The sequence below is a fragment of the Kitasatospora sp. NPDC048722 genome (assembly GCF_040650235.1).
Lineage (GTDB): Bacteria > Actinomycetota > Actinomycetes > Streptomycetales > Streptomycetaceae > Kitasatospora.
The window spans coordinates 14,519-34,600 of the sequence record NZ_JBEZGX010000060.1 but is presented as its reverse complement, the minus strand read 5'-3'; the positions used below and the strand labels follow the sequence as shown (position 1 = coordinate 34,600).

The 20,082-nt window shown below is 73.0% G+C and carries 21 protein-coding genes; 16 read left to right on the top strand and 5 right to left on the bottom strand.

Going from position 1 to position 20,082, the window contains the following annotated elements; all coding sequences use genetic code 11:
• The first annotated feature begins 44 nt into the window (after positions 1 to 44).
• The 12 genes from AB0C76_RS33030 (at position 45) to AB0C76_RS32975 (ending at position 11,677) form a co-directional block, all read left to right on the top strand.
• Complete coding sequence (locus AB0C76_RS33030) at positions 45 to 2,183, top strand: hypothetical protein (RefSeq protein ID WP_359972683.1); 2,139 nt, start codon at positions 45 to 47, stop codon at positions 2,181 to 2,183.
• Positions 2,183 to 2,557 carry a hypothetical protein gene (locus AB0C76_RS33025; RefSeq protein WP_359972681.1) on the top strand — a complete coding sequence of 125 codons (375 nt, stop codon included), beginning with the start codon at positions 2,183 to 2,185 and terminating at the stop codon, positions 2,555 to 2,557. Before AB0C76_RS33030 ends, AB0C76_RS33025 begins: the two co-directional genes overlap by 1 nt.
• Before the next feature lie 11 nt (positions 2,558 to 2,568).
• Positions 2,569 to 4,827: a type IV secretory system conjugative DNA transfer family protein gene (locus AB0C76_RS33020; RefSeq protein ID WP_359972680.1), complete on the top strand. Its 2,259-nt coding sequence runs from the start codon at positions 2,569 to 2,571 to the stop codon at positions 4,825 to 4,827.
• Positions 4,828 to 4,940: 113 nt separating this feature from the next.
• Positions 4,941 to 5,828: a hypothetical protein gene (locus AB0C76_RS33015; RefSeq protein ID WP_359972678.1), complete on the top strand. Its 888-nt coding sequence runs from the start codon at positions 4,941 to 4,943 to the stop codon at positions 5,826 to 5,828.
• A 505-nt stretch (positions 5,829 to 6,333) separates the two neighbouring features.
• Complete coding sequence (locus tag AB0C76_RS33010) at positions 6,334 to 6,801, top strand: DUF4326 domain-containing protein (RefSeq protein ID WP_359972676.1); 468 nt, start codon at positions 6,334 to 6,336, stop codon at positions 6,799 to 6,801.
• Positions 6,798 to 7,442, top strand: a complete 645-nt coding sequence (locus AB0C76_RS33005; RefSeq protein WP_359972674.1) for a hypothetical protein — start codon at positions 6,798 to 6,800, stop codon at positions 7,440 to 7,442. The genes AB0C76_RS33010 and AB0C76_RS33005 overlap by 4 nt, the downstream gene beginning before the upstream one ends.
• Positions 7,443 to 7,475: 33 nt before the next feature.
• On the top strand, positions 7,476 to 7,838 hold the full coding sequence (locus AB0C76_RS33000) for a hypothetical protein (RefSeq protein ID WP_359972672.1): 363 nt from the start codon (positions 7,476 to 7,478) through the stop codon (positions 7,836 to 7,838).
• Positions 7,835 to 8,590 carry a hypothetical protein gene (locus tag AB0C76_RS32995; protein WP_359972670.1) on the top strand — a complete coding sequence of 252 codons (756 nt, stop codon included), beginning with the start codon at positions 7,835 to 7,837 and terminating at the stop codon, positions 8,588 to 8,590. The genes AB0C76_RS33000 and AB0C76_RS32995 overlap by 4 nt, the downstream gene beginning before the upstream one ends.
• Positions 8,591 to 8,606: 16 nt before the next feature.
• Entirely contained in the window at positions 8,607 to 8,801 is a 195-nt protein-coding gene (locus AB0C76_RS32990; protein WP_359972668.1) for a hypothetical protein, read from the top strand.
• A 191-nt stretch (positions 8,802 to 8,992) separates the two neighbouring features.
• Positions 8,993 to 9,775, top strand: a complete 783-nt coding sequence (locus tag AB0C76_RS32985; protein ID WP_359972666.1) for an SAM-dependent methyltransferase — start codon at positions 8,993 to 8,995, stop codon at positions 9,773 to 9,775.
• Between the two features lie 278 nt (positions 9,776 to 10,053).
• A complete protein-coding gene (locus AB0C76_RS32980; protein ID WP_359972664.1) occupies positions 10,054 to 10,833 on the top strand; it encodes a hypothetical protein in 780 nt (259 codons plus the stop codon).
• A gap of 232 nt (positions 10,834 to 11,065) precedes the next feature.
• A complete protein-coding gene (locus tag AB0C76_RS32975; RefSeq protein ID WP_359972662.1) occupies positions 11,066 to 11,677 on the top strand; it encodes a hypothetical protein in 612 nt (203 codons plus the stop codon).
• 163 nt (positions 11,678 to 11,840) lie between these two features.
• Here the strand turns inward: AB0C76_RS32975 and AB0C76_RS32970 are convergent, their stop codons facing one another.
• From AB0C76_RS32970 to AB0C76_RS32955, 4 genes are all read right to left on the bottom strand, one after another.
• A complete protein-coding gene (locus AB0C76_RS32970) occupies positions 11,841 to 12,089 on the bottom strand; it encodes a hypothetical protein (protein WP_359972660.1) in 249 nt (82 codons plus the stop codon).
• The gene (locus tag AB0C76_RS32965; RefSeq protein ID WP_359972658.1) at positions 12,086 to 12,772 is read right to left on the bottom strand and encodes a hypothetical protein; all 687 of its coding nucleotides are present in this window, start codon (positions 12,770 to 12,772) and stop codon (positions 12,086 to 12,088) included. The genes AB0C76_RS32970 and AB0C76_RS32965 overlap by 4 nt, the downstream gene beginning before the upstream one ends.
• A 129-nt stretch (positions 12,773 to 12,901) precedes the next feature.
• A complete protein-coding gene (locus tag AB0C76_RS32960) occupies positions 12,902 to 13,414 on the bottom strand; it encodes a hypothetical protein (protein ID WP_359972657.1) in 513 nt (170 codons plus the stop codon).
• A gap of 106 nt (positions 13,415 to 13,520) precedes the next feature.
• The gene (locus AB0C76_RS32955; RefSeq protein ID WP_359972655.1) at positions 13,521 to 13,655 is read right to left on the bottom strand and encodes a hypothetical protein; all 135 of its coding nucleotides are present in this window, start codon (positions 13,653 to 13,655) and stop codon (positions 13,521 to 13,523) included.
• 76 nt (positions 13,656 to 13,731) lie between these two features.
• Between AB0C76_RS32955 and AB0C76_RS32950 the strand changes: the two genes are divergently transcribed.
• The 3 genes from AB0C76_RS32950 to AB0C76_RS32940 all read left to right on the top strand — a co-directional run bounded on the left by AB0C76_RS32950 (position 13,732) and on the right by AB0C76_RS32940 (position 17,917).
• Positions 13,732 to 14,961 (top strand): helix-turn-helix transcriptional regulator, encoded by a 1,230-nt coding sequence (locus AB0C76_RS32950; protein WP_359972653.1) that lies wholly within the window; start codon positions 13,732 to 13,734, stop codon positions 14,959 to 14,961.
• Complete coding sequence (locus AB0C76_RS32945) at positions 14,958 to 15,509, top strand: flavoprotein (protein ID WP_359972651.1); 552 nt, start codon at positions 14,958 to 14,960, stop codon at positions 15,507 to 15,509. Before AB0C76_RS32950 ends, AB0C76_RS32945 begins: the two co-directional genes overlap by 4 nt.
• Before the next feature lie 119 nt (positions 15,510 to 15,628).
• The gene (locus AB0C76_RS32940) at positions 15,629 to 17,917 is read left to right on the top strand and encodes a type IV secretory system conjugative DNA transfer family protein (protein WP_359972650.1); all 2,289 of its coding nucleotides are present in this window, start codon (positions 15,629 to 15,631) and stop codon (positions 17,915 to 17,917) included.
• Between the two features lie 309 nt (positions 17,918 to 18,226).
• On the opposite strand, the gene AB0C76_RS32935 is transcribed toward AB0C76_RS32940, so the two are convergent.
• Positions 18,227 to 18,703: a helix-turn-helix transcriptional regulator gene (locus tag AB0C76_RS32935; RefSeq protein ID WP_359972648.1), complete on the bottom strand. Its 477-nt coding sequence runs from the start codon at positions 18,701 to 18,703 to the stop codon at positions 18,227 to 18,229.
• 193 nt (positions 18,704 to 18,896) lie between these two features.
• On the opposite strand from AB0C76_RS32935, the gene AB0C76_RS32930 reads away from it, so the two are divergent.
• Positions 18,897 to 20,072: a conjugal transfer protein gene (locus AB0C76_RS32930; protein ID WP_359972646.1), complete on the top strand. Its 1,176-nt coding sequence runs from the start codon at positions 18,897 to 18,899 to the stop codon at positions 20,070 to 20,072.
• Positions 20,073 to 20,082 lie beyond the last annotated feature (10 nt).

Sequence of the window (20,082 nt, the reverse complement as noted above, 5' to 3'; positions counted from 1 at the left end):
GGAGGGGGGAGGGAGGGAGGTCACCCACAGTAAGGAGAAAAGTGGTGGCCGCTGCCCCCGCACCCCACATCCCGCCCCCGCCGACGATCCCGCCGACGGTCCCCTTCACCCCTCCCGTGCCGGCTTCCGCGGCCCCCGAACCCGCCGAACCGGACCTGCCTCAGGCGGCCTCGGAGCCCGCCGCCGACACCGGCGACGACACCCCGCGCAGCGGCCTCGCCCGGGCCCTGACGCCCGTTCACCCCGCCCGTCCCGTCCTCGGCACCACCGCCACCCTCGACAAGGACGGTGGGGCTGACGAGACCACCGCACACACCAGCGGCAAGACCGACAAGACCGACAAGAAGGACCCCGCCGCCTCGACGGCCGCCGTCGAAGGACCCGTTGCCGCCCTGCTGCGCGCGATGGCGGCGCGCCTTGGCCGAACCGGCACGGCCACCAGCGTCAAGCAGCAGCACACCATCACCGAGAACCGGGTCTCCGGGAACTCCACCAACACCACCAACGCGAACAAGCACGACCGCACGGCCAAGGACGAACGCAGCGCGCAGGACCGTTCCCAGCGCGACACCAAGGTCCACGACCTCGACAACAAGACCCGCCAGCACCAAGGGCAGGACCGCCGCGACGTCAAACGGGCCGACGCCACCGACTCCAAAGCCTCCGACGCGCGCAGCGCCAGGGCCGACACCGGATCGAAGACCGCCCGCGACGACCGCAGCAACAACGACAACCGCAACGCCACCGACGCCAAGACCTCAGGCACCACGACGGCGAAGAACGACACCGCTACCCGGCGCGACAACGCCGACCGCAGCAACAACGACAACCGCAACGCCACCAACGCGCGCAGCGCCAAGAACGACGCGGCGTCCCGGCGCAGCGACGACGGCGTCGCCAAGGGCGACCCGAAGGCGCCGAAGACGGACAGGGAGACCGCGGCCGGCCGCGGGGGCGGGCCGTCGAAGCCGGATACCCCCGACGCCACGGGGGACGGCGACGGCCCGCAGGCCGGGAAGACACCCGACACCGCGGACGCCGGGTCCGCCCGCGGTCTGCTCGGCGGGCCCGACGGCGACCGGACCTCCAAGACCGGGCGCGTGAAGGACCTCGCGTCCAAGGCGCGCCGCTGGAAGAAGACAGGCCAGGAGCGGGCCAACGCCCGCGCGGACACGAGCGATGCCACGGCGAAGCAGCAGGCCGGGCCCGGGGACGGCGGGAAGGGCCTCGACGACAAGGGTCTTGGCACCAAGTGGGACAAGGCGGCCCCGAAGCCGACAGACACGAAGTCGCCCGCCCCGAAGCCGCCGCCCACCCCGAAGCCGTCGGCCGCCGACAAGTTCGCCGGGGCCAAGGCGAGCAGCCTGCTGAAGCCCGACCGGTCCACGGCCGCTGGCGGAGCTGGGCCCGAGAAGGCGCCTGGCAAGCCCGAGGCGTCCGGTACGAAGCAGCGCACCGCGGGCGGCAAGACGCAACCGCCGCAGCACAGTTCCACCGCCCCGCCGGGCGAGGCGGCCAAGGGGCCGCGCTCGCTCGCTGCGGCGGTGGAACCCGCCCGGGTGCCCGCGCAGCCGACAGCGGCCGGCACGTCCGATGGCGGCGAACCAAGGAGGAACGCAGTGGGAATGCAGGGCCCGACGATGGCGCCGGTCAACGGGTCGACCGCCGACCTCGCCAAGAAGAACGAGCCCGTCGATGCGCCCGCGAGGACGGGCCAGGCGGAGCCGGCGCAGGTCCTCGAAGTCTCCGCCGGCTTCGTGGAGTTCGAGACCGACAGCGGGCGCAGGGTGATGTCCCGCGGAGAGATCCGCACACTCAAGGCCTTCGAGCGTCGCATGGACACGCAGGCCGGGCGCCTCGCGAAGGTCGCCGAACGCAGCAAGACCGTCAAGGCGGAGGCGGAGGCGATCGCCTCCGAGGCAAAGGCCCTCGCGGAGAAGGCCCGGGGAGTCAAGGGCGGCGAACGGCTGCTGAGGACCCTGAACCGTCTCGCCGAGACCGCGCAGACCACCAGCACGGAGGCCGTCGCGGTCGAGCGGGCCGCGGTGCGCGGCACCGAGTCCGTCAAAACGCTCGTGACCAACGCCGACACCCGGCACGGGATCATCTACCGCGCCGTGGTCGACAGTCCCCTCACCACTCCCGCCGAGCGGGAGTACTACCAGGACAAGGAAGGCAGCTGATGGCGACCACCCTCACCCACCGCCAGCTGAAGCGCGAAGTGCGCCGGCTGGCACAGCGGGCGCGCCGACAGTCCGACGGCTGCGTGAAGCTCGCCGACGTCCTCGGCACCGAGGCCCGGGAGACCGAGCGCATCGCCGAGCAGATCGCCGCACTCAAGGTCGATCAGGCCACGGTCGCCGAGACGAGGGAAGCGGCGCGGACGATGTCGATCCTCGGCGGCCACGCCCGCGTGTTCGGCGCCGCCGCCGCAGAGACCGGCCGATGGGCGTTCGCCACCGAACGGCAGGCGAAGGAGACGCACGACGGCATTCAGGAGGGCGTCGACCGCTCCCCGGTCCAGATGGCCGACCGCACGTGGTACACCCAGGAATAGGAGCAGAAGCGATGACGACCGACAACACCGCCACCGCCGCGGCGCCGCGCAACCCCGCCACTGAACGCCGCTTCGCGATCGCCGAGGTCGCCGCCCCGCTGGCCGTCGCCGCGGGAATGCCGTTCCTGGACCCCCAGGCCGCGACCACCCTGACCACGTTCCTCGCCGCACCCGTCCTGATCGCCGGCGCGAACGCCACGGGCCTGCTGTCAGACGCCGTGCTCGACGCCATCCCCGGCGGCGACATCCTGCGGGCCCACCGGATCCCCTTCGTCGCCTCCGCCGTCGCCACCGCGACTGCCGCGGCCACCGCCACCCTTCAGGGCACCGTCGGCATCGACGCCCTCGTCGCCGGCTGGATGGCGATGCCGTCCCTGGCCGGACTCGTCTCCACCGCCTGGTGGGGAACCGTCGGCTTCACCGGCTTCACCCTGCGCCGGGTCCTCGGCAACAGCCGCCGCCGCAAGGCCGCACCCGCCACGCAGCCCGCCGGCGCGTCCGAGCCCGAGCGAAACCCCGACGTCGACAAGATCCTGCAGAGGTGGCACGCCCACATCTCCGGCGAGTTCGGCACCCACACCGGACAACACCTCTCCCTGCACGCCCTCGGCCCCGAGGCCTGGGAAGGCGTCATCCAGGCCGACCCGGGCCGGCCGGTCACCGTCACCGCCGAGACCGTCTCCGGCGTCTACCGCCTGCCCGCCGACTGGATCACCATCACCGACGGCCCGCACACCAGCTCCAAGCACATCCGCGTGCGCCTCACCGCCCCCACCGAGGAGGAAGCGCAGTACGGAGAGCTGGAAACACTCTGGCTCAAGCGGGTCGGGCGCGCCGGCGGCTGCATGCCCGGCACCCACCTCGAAGGCCTCGTCCCCGACCCCGCCACCGGCGGAGTCGCCGCATGGATCGTCGCCGACGAGGACACCGACGCCATCACCATGCCCGACGCCCACCGCATCGCCGGCGCGCTGCGCAAAACCGCCCTGCTCGTCAGCGTCGAGGCCACCTCCGACCCGCGCCGCGCCAAGCTGCGGATCATGGAGAAGTCCCCGCTTGAGGAGGGCACGCCGCTGCCCGGCGCGAAGGCGCTGCTCGCCAACGACAACGGCTTCGTGCGCCTGGGCGGCGGGGTATCGGGCCGGCCGTCCCGCGCCCAGCTCTTCGACCCCAAGGGCGGCGCCCGTCACGCCCTGGTCGCCGGCGTCACCGGCTCCGGCAAGGGCGGCGTCCTGCAGCTGATCGCCCTGAGCTACCACGTCAACGGGATCGCGATCATCTACGCCGACCCCAAGGGCAGCAGCAATCCCGACGTCGAGGACATGGCCGCCTACGCCGGCTGCGGCCCCGAGGCTGCCATGGGCGCCCTGCGCCTGGCCTACGCGATCCTGCTCCACCGGGTCTCCGAGAGCCAGGAACTGCGCGCCAAGAACTTCGTCGCCGGCCCGGACCGCCCCTACATCGGCGTCATCCTGGACGAGTTCGCCCAGCTCCTCGGCGACAAATCCGCCTACCGGGCAGAGGCCGCCATGATCGTGGCCGCGATCGCCGAGCAAGGACGCTCGCTGGGCATGGCCATGGTGCTCTGCGGCCAGATCCTCAACCTCGACAAGATGGGCGGGGACACCGCCATCCGCGACAACATCTTCTACGGCGGATGCCTGGTCCTGCTGCGCTCCGACAGCGCGCAGACCCACCGCGTCGACCTGCCGGACGCCTTCGACGGCATCGACCCGAGCAAGATCCCCGCCTTCTGGAAGACCGACGACGAGTCGCTGATCTACGACCCCGACGTCGCCGAGGAGGACCCCCGGCGCACCTTCGGCGTCGGCTACATGGTCGGCCCCGACGAACGCGCGGAGATGATGCGCGCGTGGATCCTGGAGTCCGCCGCCGGACTGTGGGACCCCGACCGGATCGCCATCCCGGCCGACTTCCCCGACTGGGACGACCGCGAGCTGATCGCTGCGACCCCCATCCTCGGTGACGACGCCGGCGACGGTGACGACGACTGGATGCCCTCCCCCGCCACCCGCACCACCCGCCGCGAGCCCACCGCCGAGGAGAAGATCCTCGCGGCCCTCGCGGACCGCCGGGACCCGATGGGCAAGGACATCAACTACCTCCACCTCGACGACATCGCCGACATCACCAGGGTCTCCCGCAAGACCGTCGAGAACGCCGCCGGCCGACTCGTCAAGGCGGGCAAGGCCATCCGCAACCCCGAGCGCTCCGGCGAGTACGCCCTCCCCCTCGACGAGCCCGAGTAGCCCGCAGCCCCACCACCCGCCCTCCGTACGGCCCCGCGCACCAGCCCGGGGCCGTACGCACACCCGGACACAGACCCGGACCCCGCACACACCACCCCGAGAGAGGACCACCCATGATCGGCCAGACCACCACGAACCCCGCCCGCCCCACCGCACCCCTCCTCGACTGGCACGCCGGCACCATCGCCGTCGGCCTGACCGCCGACCAGCACCCCGCCCACTACCGCCTCCACACCCCCCGCGGCGCCGCCCACGGCATCGCCTACGGCACCACCGCCACCGGCCGCAGCACCCTCCTGCACCACCTCGTCACCGCCGAGGCCGCCTCCGGCCACGTCGACACCTGGGTCGCCGACCCCGTCGGCGACCTCTCCGACCTCGCCGAGCACCACACCGGCTACTACGCCGGCGGCCTCGACGAAGCCGCCGCCCTGATGCACACCCTCGACCGCGCGATCGAACTGCGCACCCTCGACGCCCACACCCAGCCCGACGGACAGTGGACCCCCACCGGCCCGCACCCGCTGCTGTCCGTGACCGTCAACGACTGGGACGTCCTGATCGCCGAGTACCCCAGCGTGGTCAACACCGCCGAGCGCATCGCCGCCCTCGGCCGCCGCACCGGCATCGCCCTGCGCATCGCCGTCCACCGCCCCGGCCTTGAGAACGTCGGAACCGCCCGCCTGCGCGACACCCTCGCCGCCGGCACCGTCGTGGCCCTGCGTCTCACCGAACCCTGCTGGATCCCCGGCCTGCGCCCCGGTGACGCGGACGCCAGCGAGCTGCCCGTCGGCGTCCCCGGCCTCGCCTACGTCACCGGCACCGGCGCAGCGGCCGTGCACCTGTGGCGGCCCGAGGACACCGCGGGTCAGCCCGCGGCCGTGGCATCCGCCTTCCCCACCGCCGACGCCGCCGAGAAGCTCGGTGCCGGCTACCTCGGGTGGCGCGACCGGCTCGCCGCCCGCCGCCGCGGCGAGCCCGCCGCCGTACCTGTGGCCTGATCCCCCGTCGCCACCCGCCGGACAGCCGCCCGGCGGGTGGCGCCCCGGTCTGGAGTGCTGCGTGCGCCGCCGTCGGCGCCCTGCGCGCTGCAGGCCGCCGAAGGCCGCGCAGGCGCGGCCGCCGGCCAGGCGGCGCCTGGTGTCCGGATTTCCGGACAGGGGCGAAGCCCGGAAAAAGGATTGCGGAAGTTACGTAATTTCCGCTAGCTTGAGTGTGGGGAGCCTGCCTCCGGGTCAAGGCCCGGGAGGCGGTGCGACCCCCCGTTTTCGCCAGCCGCAACCGCAGTCAGACAGCAGAGGGGCGCACCGGTCCCGGTGTCCGGAAATCCGGGCACCGGGACCACACACCGCCTGACGGCCGCCCGGGTGCACGTCCGATCGGGACGCGCGCCCTGCGAGGCACTCAGTCGCGTGCCCTTCGGAAGCCGACGACGGCGCACAGCGCCGACACTTCGCCCCTGGCCGCCGATGCCGCGGCCCGCTTCGAGACCGAGGAACCTGCCGGATGAACCCGACCCGCATCCAGCGCCGCCGCATCCGCGGCTGGCGCGCCCCCGAGGGCGTCGTCTACGTCGGCCGCGGCAGCCGATGGGGCAACCCCTGGGCGTACCGCACCCGTACCGCGCTCGCCCGGGTGCCCGCCCTCGACGGCTCCGCCTGGGAGATCGAGACCCGCATCAGCAGCCACGACCGCCCCCACCCCTACCGGCACCCCGACGGCCGTATCACCGATCACCACGTCCGCTACATGACCCGCGCCGAGTGCGTCGAGCTGTACCGCACCGCCTTGATCCGGCCGACCGACCGGATCCGCATTCCGCAGGGCCACGACGACCGCCCGCGCCTCACCGTCGAGGACGTCCGCCGCGAACTCGCCGGACGCGACCTCATGTGCTGGTGCCCGCCCACGGTGGAGTGCCACGCCGACGTGCTGCTCGCCATCGCCAACGGCCCCGAGGAGTACGTCCGATGAACCCGTCCCAGTCACACAGTCGGCTCACCGGCGACGTTGTCGCCCGCTGGCATTACGACGTCGACCTGTTCGGCGAGCCGTACCCGACCCGGCACCCGGTGCCGGACCACTTCAGGACCGGCGCCGTCACCGCGAGTGAGCTGATGGGGCTGACGCCGGAGCAGGGGCTCGCCGCCGTCGCCGCCCACGAGCTCGGCCACGCGGTGCCGTGGCTGGCCTGCGGCCTGCGGGTGCGCCGGATCAGCATCGTCCCGGACGGCCGGCTCGGAGGGCACGCCATGGCACTGCCGACCGGGGTGGACGACGAGATCCGTTGGCAGGCGGTCGGCGTGGCAAGCGGGGAGCGGGCGGAGGACCGGTGGCTGCGCGAGGCGGGACTGTGGAGCCCGGACCGGGCTGCCGTCACCGAGATGTCCGCCTGCCAGGACCGTGCCTGGCTGATGGAGCACACCACTCCCCGCCCCACCTTCGGCAGCGGTGACGGCCTCGACTTCACGGTCCTGCACGACATGGCGGACTCGGTGCTGGACCAGGTCTGGGGGCGACTGACGGCGGCGCTGCCGGTCCTTGTCCGGCAGCGGGTCATGTCCGGCGAGGAGCTCGCCGAGTGCACCGGCCTGCCTTTCCCGTCCCGGCGCTGACCGGCCCCGGCGCAGCCTCCGACCGGAGCGACCATGCCGATCCGTCCCGAGAACCGCCACCGCTACCCCGAGAACTGGGCGGAGATCAGCCGTGCCGTGAAGGAGCGCGGCCACTGGCAGTGCGAGTGCCTCGGCGAGTGCGGCCGGGGCACGCACGAGGGCCGCTGTCCCAACCGGCACGGCCGGCCTGCCTACGGCACCGGCTCGACGGTCGTGCTGACGACCGCGCATCTCGACCACACGCCGGAGCACTGCGACCCGGCCAACCTGCGCGCTATGTGCCAGGGATGCCACCTGCACTACGACCGCGACCATCACCGCCGGACCGCCGCCAGAACCCGACGCGCCGCCGCCGAGACCGCCGGCCAACTCGCCTTCTTCGAGGAGCACCCGTGACCCTCACCGCCCCCGGCCGACAGCCGGCCCTGACGGAGCAGCCCCGGCCCGCCGCCGAGACCCTCCTCGACACCCGGACCGGAGCCGTCGCCATCGGCACCCGCGCCCACGGCATCCCCGTGCGCGTTCCGCTGTGGCACGACGGCACAGCCGTCCCCCTGAGCATCACCGGCGACCCCGGCACCGGAGCCGAGCGGATCCTCCGCAACCTCTGGGCCGCCGAGCACGCTTGCGGCCTGACCCGCAGCCTCGCCGCCGGCGACGACCTCGACCCGGACGAGCCGCACCTCGACCGCTGCGCCACCACCGCGCAGGAGACCCGAGAGCTCCTCGCCGCCGTCGCCGAAGTCGCCCGCGCCCGCCGGTCCGCGGCGGTCCGCTTCCGTCCCAACGGCGAGACGCCGCTCCTGACCCTCACCCTCACCGGCTGGTCGCCGTTCGACGCCGCCACCGTCGCTCTCGCCGCCGAAGTCGCCCGGACCGGACCGGCCGCCGGGATCTCCCTGCGGATCGTCCACCGGCGCCACGTCCGCGCCGCCTACGGCTCCGACGCCCTGTTCGCCGCCATGAGCCGCGGAACCCGCATCGTGCTGCGCAGCACCCAGCCCGACATCGACCTCGGGGACGGCCCGACCACGATCCCCGAGCGGGACGCCGGCACCGGATTCCTGAGCACCCCCCGGAACCGCCGGGCCCGTTCGCCGTTCTGCACGTGGCGGGCCGACACTCCAAGGAGTGCGGAAGTTACGTAACTTCCGCTATGCTTGGATGTACTCGCCCATCCAGGCCCACGCGAAGGGGAAGACCACCGTGAACCGCTACGAACTGACCGAAGGCGTCAGCACCCTGATCGGCCACTACCTCGACAACGTCGAGCCCGAGGAGTACGACACCGACGACCTGGCCGAGCAGATCCTCGCGGCCCTTGAGCGCGCGGGCGTCCCCGTGCCCGCCGACGACTGAGAGCCCTCCCGCCCACGCCGAGGCCCGCACCGCCAGCCACACCACCCGAGAGGCCATCACGGCACCGCTGGTCACCCTCTCCGTCCTCGCTTCCGCCCTGGCCGCCCTGGCCGCCGAAGCCGGAGCGCAGCTCTCCTGACCGCCCAGACCAGGGGCGGGCCGTGCGCCCGCCCCTGCTGCAAAGGAGCCCCGTGCAACCCCGTCTCGACCTCGACTTCGACCTTGAACCCCAGCGTCTCCCGGCATTCCTCGACGCCGTCCTAGCCGCGGCCGAAGAGCGGCCCCTGATCGTTGACAGCTTCTGCTGCCAGGGCGGTGCCACCCTCGGCTACGGGCTCGCCGGCCTCGACTCCCACCCCCGCGGCTTCTACGTCGTGGGCATCGACATCGACCCCCAGCCCCGCTACTGCGGCCCGGCGTTCATCCGAGGCGACGCCCTCGCGGTCCTCGCCGCGATGACCCCCTGGATCCGCCGCCACGTCCTCTTCGTCCACGCCAGCCCGCCATGCCAGGGCTACAGCGACACCCAGGTCCTTCGCGGGCGCGACCACCCCAAGCTGATCGGGCCGGTCCGCGAACTCCTCACGGGCACCGGCGTCCCATGGGTGATCGAGAACGTCCCCGGCGCCCGCGCCCACATGAACAGCCCGGTCGTCCTGTGCGGCACGATGTTCGGCCACAAGACCTACCGGGACAGGTGGTTCGAGTCCGGCGGAGGCCTCGTCCTCGACCAGCCGCACCACCCCCGCCATGACCTGCCTATCACCCAGATGGGCAGGCCCCGCCGCGTCGGGCAGATGGCCCACTACGTCGGGAACTTCTCCGGTGTCGCCGAAGCCCGCAACGACCTCGGCGTCCCCACCATGAACCGTGACGGCATCAGGGAGTGCATCCCGCCGTCCTACGCGCGATGGGTCGGACTCCGCGCAGCCGCCCAGTTCCTCCCCCGCACCCAAGCCGGAGCAGCAGCATGACCGCCGTGATCTACCGCGCGATCCAATGCGAAACACCGGACTGCGACACCGAATGGGGAAGCCCACTGCCCGCCCCCACCATGACCGAGCTGCGCGCCTTCCTCCGCACCCGCGGATGGAGTCGCCGAAAGCGCCGTGACTACTGCCCGACCTGCACCGCGCAGCCCACCGCCCCGCCGCCGCCCGCCCCGTCGTAGGGTGCCAACCGCACCGGCAACCGCGGTGCGCGTGGCCAGCGAGCCGACCACCCGCCGACCCCGAGAGGCAGACGAACGACCATGACCGACGAGCAGCCCAAGAAGGCAACCATGCGGCCCCGCAGCGCCCCCAAGCGCTACGCCGCCACCGCCGGGGCTCCGCCGGTCAAGGCGACGACGGCGGGCAAGGAGCGCAAGACGGTCAACGTCCTCGGGCCGGTCTGGGAAGCGTCCGCGGACCGGGCGAAGGAGCTCCGCCTCTCGGTCTCCGCGGTCGTCGAGCAGCTCCTCTCCGAGTTCAACGAGGGCACCTTCGAGTTCTACGAGTCCGGCCTCCTCGTGCCCCCGAAGCCGACCGCCGATCAGGCCCGTAACGTCCTGCACGACGCCGCCCGAAAGGTCGTCAAGAAGGCCGGGATCGAGAAGGAGACCGCGGCCGCGCTGGTCGAGTCCCTCGTCGGTGAGCTGGCTGCCGCGCTCCAACAGGCCGGCTACCTTCGTGCCGTCCTGCCGCTCGACCGGATCGACGCCGACCTCGCGGCCATCCGCGGCCACGTCGAGCAGACCTTCGTTCCAGCCCTCGGCTGGACCGAGGTCCCGACCGTCGTCCACACCGGACAGGCCGCCCGCCGTAGCGCCGATGCCCTGCAGAACGCCGGCCACGCCGTCGCCCTGCTGCGGGACGCCGTCGCCGGTGACACCGTCCGTCGGCACCTGGCCGCCGCGGCCGGCCTGCTCGACGATGCGCGCCGCGACGCTCCCGACGGCGTACCGGCCGCCGCCGACCGCATCGCCGACCGCATCCACCAGGCCGCCGACGAGGTTGCCAAGGCCGCGAAGGCACAACAGCGCGTCTCCTGACCCACCCCAGCCCCGAACTGGGCCCGGTACCAAGCGGACTGCCTGAAACTGCCCCGCTGTCGGTGCCGGGCCCTAGTGTTGTCTACGGCAGAAACGCCTGCCCGCACCGCCGCCGACGCGACCACGCCGCACGGCCCGACAGCGAGTGCAAAGGTTCCCCGAATCGCGATGATCCATCCCTTGACCCGTCACCACGGGCGGGGAAGCGTGGGCCCCGCCAGAAGGAGACGGCATGACCCGCAATCGCGCCCGCAAGATCGACACCCGCCGGAACGCCGCCGACAACGGCCTCACCTACGCCCAGGCCGCCCAGGTACTCGCCGCGCAGGTGAAGCGTCGGCCGGAGATCCCCGAGGGCGGCTTCGTCCTCGACCTCTGGGACGGCAGCGAGGACGACGAGGCCACGTACCCCGAGCCGCGGTGCATGGGCTGCTTTTGCGACCTCCCCATCGGCGTGCCGAACGTCGTGCTCCCCGAGGTCCTCCGGGTGCCGGGAGGAGGGTCCCCCTACGGCCTGTGCCGCCGCTGCCTGCCGGACCTGCGCGAGAGGCTGCAGGAAGCCGAGCGGATCCTCGCCGCGCAGGTGAAGCGTCGGCCGGAGATCCCCGAGGGCGGCTTCGTCCTCGACCTCTGGGACGGCAGCGAGGACGACGAGGCCACGTACCCCGAGCCGCGGTGCATGGGCTGCTTCCTCCCCGACCTGCTGGTCGGCGTGCCGAACGTCGTGCTCCCCGAGGTCCTCCGGGTGCCGGGGGGACGGTCCCCCTACGGCCTGTGCCGCCGCTGCCTGCCGGACCTGCGCGAGAGGCTGCAGGAAGCCGAGCGGATCCTCGCCGACAACTGAGATGTGAGCCCGGGCCGGCGAAGTACTGCCGGCCCGGCATCCTCCCGAAGGTGCCCGACCCCCGACCAGGGGTCGGGCGCCTTGCTGTTTCAGGGGTTGTTCACGGGGAGGTCCCGCAGCACGTCGAGCCAAGGGCCGAGCCCCCGGCGAGACCGCGCCGCTCTCACGCCTGCCGCGTCGCACCGCCGCCGGCCCGCACATCCGGTGCCGGGTGCCTCCCGCAGCGGCAGGCGGGCCACCTGGCGTCGGGGTGGTAGGCGAGCGGGTCGGTCACGGCACCGAGCTCGACGGCCGGCGGCGGTGCGCTGCGGGTACCGTCGGCGGCGACCGTGTACGAGGTGATGCGAAGGCCAGGGCGCCGCGCCGCCAGCGGGACGAAGTCCGCCGACACCGCGCTGCGCTCGGCGCTCACGCCGCGCTCCCGCCGACCGTGGCGCGGTCCCCGCTCACCAGCACCGTCAGCCGGAACGACGGCACCCGGCCGGGGACCCGTGCCCAGAGCAGCCCGTCGAGCGCCATGGCCGGGACCCGCCCGAGGAACTCGGCCGCGGCCTCAAGGGCCCCGTCCTGGGAGAGACCGGAGCGCTCGACCGCGGCCAACGCCCGGCCGGCACCGCCCTCCCGGTTGACGTACACGGCGGTCCGGCACTCCCTCGGCTCCGCATGATGGGTCGCCCCCGCCGCCTCGCCGAGCACCGGGTCGACGGCGGAGACCAGTACGGTCAACCGCTGCTCCCACTGCCCGTCGACATCGGGCACCCGGGCCCACAACAGCCCGTGAAGCTCCATCTCCGGGGCCGCCCGCAGGAACTCGGCGGCGGCCCGCAGAGCGCCCGGAACGGTGGCGCTCAGGCACTGGACGGCGGTCAGGGCACCGACGGCGACGTCGTGTTCGCCGCTCTCCTCGACGCGGGCCACCGCCCGCCCCGCCCCGGCGACCGTGCGCACCAAGTCGCGGCCGAACCCCGGCAGCGCCGCGTCCCGGTCCGCTTCGACGGCCGGCGCCGCAGCGCCCCGCAGGACGGGCAGAACCTCGGCGGTCTCCGGCTGCAGCTCCGAGTCCCCGGCCGGCTTTGCACTGGGAATGATCGTCATGACCGGAATGTAGAGCTGGCCCGCAGGTCCGGACCCGCACGAAGCGTGCGGGTCGAGCGCGGCAAGAGAACAGCCGCTCGGCTGGCGCCGGCCCCGTTGAGCATCGGTGCAGGCGTCATACCGGCCCGGTCAGAGCTTGAACCCCTGGCGTCGCAGCTGTTCGCGCATCTCGCCGAGGTTCTTCCTCGCCGCCTTGAGGTTCTGGTCGGCGTAGGCGATGGTGCTGGTCACGGTCTCCTGGTCGATCTCGGAGCGGTTCAGCAGGTTGAGCAGGTTGGAGGCGACCAGCATTGCCGGGCCAGCCACGTCGGTGAACATGCGGCCCTCGCCGTCCACCGCCTCGTGCAGTTCGACCGCCGTACGGTTGATCCGGTCGCCCAGAACCACCGCCCAGCCGCGGGCGGCCCCGCGAGGGTCGCCGCCGGCGTAGGCGATGAGCACGGACAGAAAGCCCTCGGCGGCCTTGTCCAGCTCGGTGCGCTCCAGCTTCCGAGAGTGCGTCTCGGCCATGGCCAGCAACGCGCCGAGCAGGAACACCCGGTCGCTACCGCCGGGGTGGTCGCCCAGATTGCTGAAGCCCAGGGCAGCCAACGCGGTGCGCAGTTGTTCCACAGTGGGCAGCCGGTCATCGTCGTGCGTCATGGCAACTCATCGTGGCACAACCGGTGCTGGGGACACGCCGTCACCGCCTGGCGGCCCTTCGCCGGGCAGGGCGCACCTTGCCTGGCGCCATGCTGGTCAAGCTCCTTCACTCCCACACCGCCTCTCCGACACCTCCGATGTGGACGAGGTCGTCGAGCAGCGCCGCGCCGCGCGGTTCGCCGAACTCCGACCAGGAGCGCGGCGCCGAAGGAGGGTTGGGGATGTGCGGGGACTGTGCCATGGTCGGACGGTAGCCGCGCTACAACTGAGAGTGCCCACACGGACCGTGTGGGCCGACTCGCACCCAGGGACACCGCATGGGCTCCGACATCGGCCGCCGCGTCGCCTACTGGCGAAACCGCCGCAACATGACGCAACAGCAGCTCGCCGCCCGGATGCGCCGCTCACTGCGGTGGATCGAGGCACTGGAAGGCGGGCACCGGCAGGCCGACCCCCAACTGTCGGTACTGGAGAGCGCAGCCCGGGCCCTCGGGGTCCCGATCGAGCGTCTCATCTCCGACGACCCCGGCCGCGACTGCATCGACGCGACCGAGCTCGACGCGCTGCGCGCCGTCCTGCAGCGCTACGACGTCGTCACTGGCGCCGCCGACCCCGACCCTTCCGAGCCGGCGCCGGTCGCGGACCTGCTCGCCCGCTACGCCCATGGCCGGCTCGCCTTCCAGGCCGGGCACTTCGGCGCGCTGGGGCGCCTGGTGCCCGACCTGCTGGTCGACGCCACCCGGGCCGCCGCCCGGCACGACGGCGACGAGCGGCTCGGCGCCTACCGTGTGCTCTCCCTGACCTACGGCCTGACCGAGGCCGCCGCGGCGAAGTACGGCGCGGGCGACGTCGCGCTCGTCGCCGCTCACCGGGCGGTGCTGATGGGCGAACGCTGCGGCGATCCGGTCGTGATGGCGAGTGCCGCCCGGCAGTTGGCCGACGCCATGACCCACGGCGGCCAGGGCGAAGCCGCCGTCGCGGTCGCGCTCGGTGCAGCGGACCGGCTGGAGGCCGACCTCCTTGCCGCCGGCCCCGACGGGCTGTCCTGCCTGGGGATGCTCTACCTCAAGGCCGCCATGGCGCAGTCCGGCGCCGCCGAGCTCGGCGACGACCGGCTCGCCCTCGCCGTTCCCGGTCTCCTCGACCAGGCGGACGAGCACGCCGAGCGCCTCGGCTACGACGGCAACCACATGTGGACGGCCTTCGGACCGACCAACGCCGCAATCCACCGCGTCGCCGCCCAGGTCCAGCTGAGCGCCGGCGCCGAGGCGGTCGCCACCGCCGCCGCCATCCCCGCCCCGGCCCGCGCGGCCCTGCCGCGCGAGCGCCGAGCCCATCACCTGGTCGACCTGGCACGCGGTCATCTGCAGGCCGGGCAGCGGACCGAGGCGGTCGACGCCCTGCTCGCCGCCGAGTCCGAGGCGCAGCAGGAGGTGCGCTGCCGCCCGCGCACCCGCGCCCTGATCGAGGACCTGCGCACCCTCGGCGCCGGCAGCGCCGAGGGGCGGTTGCGGGCGCTGGCCGGGCGGTGTGGACTGCCCGGGTGACCACAGCCCGCACGCTCTACCTGATCGCCTGCGCCGCCCCGCCGGCCCGTGACCTCGAAACCCCGATCCGCGCCGCCCAGGCGGCCGGTTGGGACGTCTGCGTGATCCTCACCCCCTCCGCCCACCGCTGGGCAACGGAGGACCCCGGCGCCGGAATCGACCTCGCGGCCCTCGCCGACCTGACGGGCCACCCCATCCGCCACAGCTACAAGCTGCCCTCCCAGCCCGACGTGCTGCCCTCCCCGGACGCGATCCTCGCCGCCCCCCTCACGTCTAACAGCCTCAGCAAGTGGGCGGCCGGCATCTCCGACACCCTCGCCCTCGGCCTGCTGACGGAGGCGATCGGCCTGCGCATACCGATTACCGCCCTGCCCCACTTCAACGCCGCGCAGGCCGCCCACCCGGCCGTCACGCGCAGCGTCGAGACGCTACGCGGCGCCGGCGTGACCGTCCTCCTGGGCCCCGGCGGCTTCGAACCGCACCCGCCCCGACAGAGCCACCTGCACGCCTATCCCTGGCCGGCGGCCATCGCCGCCCTGCCCGCCTGACACACCCTCCGACGGCGCCCGGCCCCTCACCTCGGGGACCGGGCGCTCCTCGTGCCTGCGAGGATCGCTGCACGGTGCGCCCGGTGCAGGGCGCACACGGCACGACGAAAGGGGGAGGAGTGACCGAGGTGGACGCCCTGGCGTTGCCCGGCCCGCTCGACGGCCTGCCCGGCGGGATGCTCGCGGGCGGAGGAGGGCTGCTGCTGGTGCTGCTGGTGGTCCTGGCGATGTTCGCCAACGCGAACAAGAGCCCGCAGGCGCAGAAGGAGTTCAACGAGGCGATCGAGCGGGTCCTCGGCACGCTCGGCCGCGGCATCGGGCGCTACGTCTCCGGCCGCGATCTGACCGGCGAGCCGCGCAGCGCGGCGACGTGGTGGCGGGCAGGCCCGCCCGCACCCGACGACCGGCGCACCGAGACCCCGGTCGCCCTCCTCGGCCTCGATCCGGCGACGCCGGCGGCGGTCTCCCTCGCCAAGCCCCGGCCGCGCGGCCGCGCAGCCCGGACCGCCTTCGCGCTGACGGCGCCCGTGCGGATCATCGCGGGCGCCGCGGCGGGCCTGGGCAGGGTCCTGCGGATCTGGCACCGATGGCCGCGCTCCGCCCGCTCGGCGCTGCGCCTGGCGCCGCTGGTCGTCGCGTGGGGCTGGTGGCGATTCCCGCAGGAGACCAGGCTCGTCCTGATCGCGATCGCGGCCGCGGTGGTGCTGGCCGCGCTCACCGGTCCGTCGGGCCTGCGGTGGTGGCCGGCCCCGAAACCGGTGTGGACAGATGGACAAATCTACGGACCCGGCGTGTGGACCGGTCTTCGCCAGGCGCTGCGATTCGAGGACGGCGAACCCGACCGGCGGTGGCTCCACATTCCCGACGACACCACCGCGCAGGGCGCGAGAATCGTCCTGCGCATTCCGATCAAATGGCCGGGAACGCCGGAGGCCCGGGCGTTCGTCGAGCGGGTCGTCGAGGAACGGGTTCCCGGCGAATGGGTCGCCCAATGGGAGCGCACCACGCGCGAGCACTACGTCGTATGGACGCCGAAACCCAAGCCGAAGCAGAAGCCGAAACTCCCGGACTACGTTCCGTGGAGGTCGACCGGCGACCCGCGCCGGGTCTTCATCGGCCTTGCGATCGAAGGTTTCGACATCGTGGAAGTCGTGATCGAGACTCAGAGCGCAACCCCGCACTGGGGCGTGGCCGGTGCCACCGGTTCCGGGAAATCAACCGTGCTCTACATTCCGGTGGTCCACGGCCGCCAGAGCGGCGAGCTGATCGACGTCCTGGACACGAAGCGCAATTCGCTGATCGAGGCCGACGGGCATTCGGGTGTCCGTATCCACAAGGACGCCAAGGCCTGTATCGCGGCCTTCGCCGAATTCCTGGTCAGCATGATGGCGGCGGAAGCGGCCATGGAGCGCGGGGCCGACCCGGCGCTCCGCGCCATGCTCGTGCCCCGGACCCTCGTTGTCGACGAGCTCCCGACGCTCATCAAATTGGCGTACACGTGGTGGCGGTACGGGCTCAAGGGCAAGGGCACACCGCCTTTCCTGGACTGGCTCGGCATCATCCTGCTTCAGGGCCGGTCGAGCGGTCACCGGGTCGTGGTGGGAACGCAGCAGTTCGCCAACTCGTATTTCGGCGGCACCATGGAACGGGCGCAGATCGGAACGCGCATTGCGGTCGGTCAGCAGGACCGGATCAGCTGGGGAGTTGCTTTCGGGCAGTCCACTCCGGTCCTCGGGATCGACTCGTCGGTGAAGGGCCGCGGCGCCTATACGGACAACCGCCTCCACCCCGACGGAGATCACCTGTACGTCCGCGAGGTCCAGCCCTGCTACATCACCCCGGAAGTGTCCCGCCTTCTTGCGCAATGCCCGCCCGCGCCCGGGTGGTTCGACGCCGGGGAGATGGCTCCGTGGGTCACGCCGGAGGTTCTGGCCACCGTCAACGAGATGGCCGCGACCGGCGACTTTCTGCCCGGCGGCCGGTTCGGGCCGGGGTCGCGCAGGGCTGTCGCACCGGCGGCAGGCGGGGCGATCAGCGCGGGTCTTCCCACGTCACAGCACACGACACCGGCGGACGCGACAGCCGAGGCGACAGCTGGCGCGACAGCACCGGGCCCGCAGGAGGCGCCGGCCGAGGACGTGCTCCCGGTGACCTACTCGCTCGCCGAGGCCTACGAGAAGCAGATCCTCCCGTGGAAGGCTTCGACGGCGCGCACGTATTTCAAGCGGGGCGTCGAGCGAGGGATCGAGCCGCCCGAGGGAATCAGCGACGGCAGCACGCAATTCTTCAGCGAGGAGGAACTCCGCGGCTGGCTCGCCCGGTGGGAGCAGTGGCAGAAGGACAACAAGATCCGCAACCAGCGAAAGCCTGCCGATGACGCGAATCAGGAGGACGGCGTAGCCGGATGACCGACGGGGCCGGACACAGGGGAGACCCTGGTCCGGCCCCCTGCATTACCCCACCGATCCCGGGCGATCCCGGCCCCCGCCGGCGGTCGCCCGGAAATCCCTGGGCATGGGCCGCTTTACTCGCGGTCGGCCGAAGCGGGGACTGGAGGGCGAGACAAACGGACCACGGCGGATGTCCCGGCCGGAACGGCGCCGTGAGACGTCCGAGCAACGGTCGAAGAAGATCCGAGGCGGGCCCAGCCGGTGGCCTTTTGGAACAGGCTCCGGGAAGATCCGGTAAGGGCGGCGACTCCTCGCGCCGAATGCCCCTCAAGAATCTCCCGGAGCGCCGAAGTCGGGACACTGCCGCTGCGCCTCGACGGATAACGGACCGCCTGGTTTCACGGCGGGGCGGGGAACCCGTAAGGACGTCAGGAACCCGGCTGATACCCGGAATTCGGCGGCCAGGATGGGAACCCACCGAAGCGGGACTCTCTGCCGTCCGGTTTCGACGTCACAGTAGGTCGACGCCTGGACGTGCAGCCGCCGTGCAATATCAGTCTGACGCATCCCGGCCGCGACGCGCAGTTCCCGCAAGGTGGGGAGAATCCCGCCTTCAATGATCTCCCGAACGGAAACGCCGAAAAGATCCGCCAGCCGCCCCAGACGAGACGGCCGCGGCGGTCTTCCCGTGGTCTCCCACGTCGACACCGCCGAGCGCGAACAGTCGAGCGCATCGGCAACCTGAGCCTGAGTCATTCCGTGCTGAATCCTCAGCTCGCGGAGTCGACCACGACGTATCCGCATACGGCCACCTCTCGTTGTCCGACCGGCCGGGGGCCGCACTCTATCCGGCACGCACCGAACCCGGATGCGCATCCCGCACCTCCTCCCGCTACGCCGGAAGCGTTACGAAGTTCTTTGACGAGGCGTTTACAGAGGGCCTATGGTCGATCACCTGTGCGTCAGGGGTGGCGCAGGGGGACGGGGAGGACGGGTCATGCCCAGCGTTGCCAGGATTTTCCGGCTGCTCGCCGGACTGCCGGAACCCGCCGCCCCGGGACCGGCCGAGCAGCCCCCTCACGCGCCGCTCCCCCCGCCGGGCACCGGCGCCGTACCGTCGCCGCCGTCGAACCCCTGGGATGCAGCCGGGCGCGACCTCGCCGCCCGGACGAGCCGTCAAGGCGCCGCCTCCGCGACCGAGGTGCGGCCGCCGGTCCCGGCGCCCGCTGTGCCGTGGGTGCCGCAAGACGAGAAGTCCGGGGCCGTCTTCGCCCGTCGCCTCGGCCGTGGACTGCTGTGGACCGTGGTGGGGCTCGCCGCCATCACCGGAATCCGGTCGTGGATCATCCCGCCGAAGGCCCCCATCGCCGCGGCTCCGGCCCCGGCGTCGACCGGCCCCGCATACCCGGTCGAGGCCGCGCAGGCCCTCGCCGGCCGGTTCGCCCGCGCCTACCTGACGTGGGATGAGGCGGCCGCACCGCAGCGGGCGCAGGCCCTGGCCGGTCTGCTGCCCGCCGGTGCCGACACGGGGATGGGCTGGGACGGCAAAGGCCGTCAGGACGTGGTGGACATCGTCGCCGACGCGGTGAGCCCCGGCCCGCAGGGCCAGGCCCGGGTGCGGGTCGACGTGCTGGTCCGCCCCGCCGCGACCGCACCCGCAACCCCGCCCCCTGCCGCCGGCGCCCCGGCTCCGGCGTCGGCCGCCACGCCCGCCGCCGCGTTCTGGGTGGCCCTGGAGGTTCCGGTCGCCACCGCCGCCCCCGGTCGCCTGGTCGTCAGCGGGCAACCCGGTCTCGTCGGACTGCCGGAGCACGGCCCCGCCCTGCAGCGCCCGGCCGCCGTCGAAGCCGACTCCCCGCTCAGCACCGCCACGCAACCCGCCGTCGAGGCGTTCTTCAAGGCGTATGCGACCAGCGGCAGCGGTGGGGCGCCCGCGGTGACCGCGCCCGGCGCCGTCCTGCCGCCGCTGCCCGCGGGGATCGAGTTCCGGTCGATGGCCGCGTGGACGATCGACAAGGGGGACGGGACGGACCGCACCGGCACCGCCCGCGTCTCCTGGGCCCTGGCCGGCGCCCAGATCGAGCAGACGTACCGCGTCACCCTCACCCGGGTGTCCAGCACGGCCGCTGCGACGTGGCAGGTCTCGGCCGTCAACGGCGGCGCCACCGGCTGACCGGCAACGT

What these genes read in the sequence shown, in the direction of transcription:
- AB0C76_RS33025 (WP_359972681.1), top strand. Translation starts at nt 2,183, where the DNA reads ATGGCGACCACCCTCACCCACCGCCAGCTGAAGCGCGAAGTGCGCCGG.
- AB0C76_RS33020 (WP_359972680.1), top strand. Translation starts at nt 2,569, where the DNA reads ATGACGACCGACAACACCGCCACCGCCGCGGCGCCGCGCAACCCCGCC.
- AB0C76_RS33015 (WP_359972678.1), top strand. Translation starts at nt 4,941, where the DNA reads ATGATCGGCCAGACCACCACGAACCCCGCCCGCCCCACCGCACCCCTC.
- AB0C76_RS33010 (WP_359972676.1), top strand. Translation starts at nt 6,334, where the DNA reads ATGAACCCGACCCGCATCCAGCGCCGCCGCATCCGCGGCTGGCGCGCC.
- AB0C76_RS33005 (WP_359972674.1), top strand. Translation starts at nt 6,798, where the DNA reads ATGAACCCGTCCCAGTCACACAGTCGGCTCACCGGCGACGTTGTCGCC.
- AB0C76_RS33000 (WP_359972672.1), top strand. Translation starts at nt 7,476, where the DNA reads ATGCCGATCCGTCCCGAGAACCGCCACCGCTACCCCGAGAACTGGGCG.
- AB0C76_RS32990 (WP_359972668.1), top strand. Translation starts at nt 8,607, where the DNA reads ATGTACTCGCCCATCCAGGCCCACGCGAAGGGGAAGACCACCGTGAAC.
- AB0C76_RS32980 (WP_359972664.1), top strand. Translation starts at nt 10,054, where the DNA reads ATGACCGACGAGCAGCCCAAGAAGGCAACCATGCGGCCCCGCAGCGCC.
- AB0C76_RS32975 (WP_359972662.1), top strand. Translation starts at nt 11,066, where the DNA reads ATGACCCGCAATCGCGCCCGCAAGATCGACACCCGCCGGAACGCCGCC.
- AB0C76_RS32965 (WP_359972658.1), bottom strand. Translation starts at nt 12,772, where the DNA reads ATGACGATCATTCCCAGTGCAAAGCCGGCCGGGGACTCGGAGCTGCAG.
- AB0C76_RS32960 (WP_359972657.1), bottom strand. Translation starts at nt 13,414, where the DNA reads ATGACGCACGACGATGACCGGCTGCCCACTGTGGAACAACTGCGCACC.
- AB0C76_RS32955 (WP_359972655.1), bottom strand. Translation starts at nt 13,655, where the DNA reads ATGGCACAGTCCCCGCACATCCCCAACCCTCCTTCGGCGCCGCGCTCC.
- AB0C76_RS32950 (WP_359972653.1), top strand. Translation starts at nt 13,732, where the DNA reads ATGGGCTCCGACATCGGCCGCCGCGTCGCCTACTGGCGAAACCGCCGC.
- AB0C76_RS32935 (WP_359972648.1), bottom strand. Translation starts at nt 18,703, where the DNA reads ATGCGGATACGTCGTGGTCGACTCCGCGAGCTGAGGATTCAGCACGGA.
- AB0C76_RS32930 (WP_359972646.1), top strand. Translation starts at nt 18,897, where the DNA reads ATGCCCAGCGTTGCCAGGATTTTCCGGCTGCTCGCCGGACTGCCGGAA.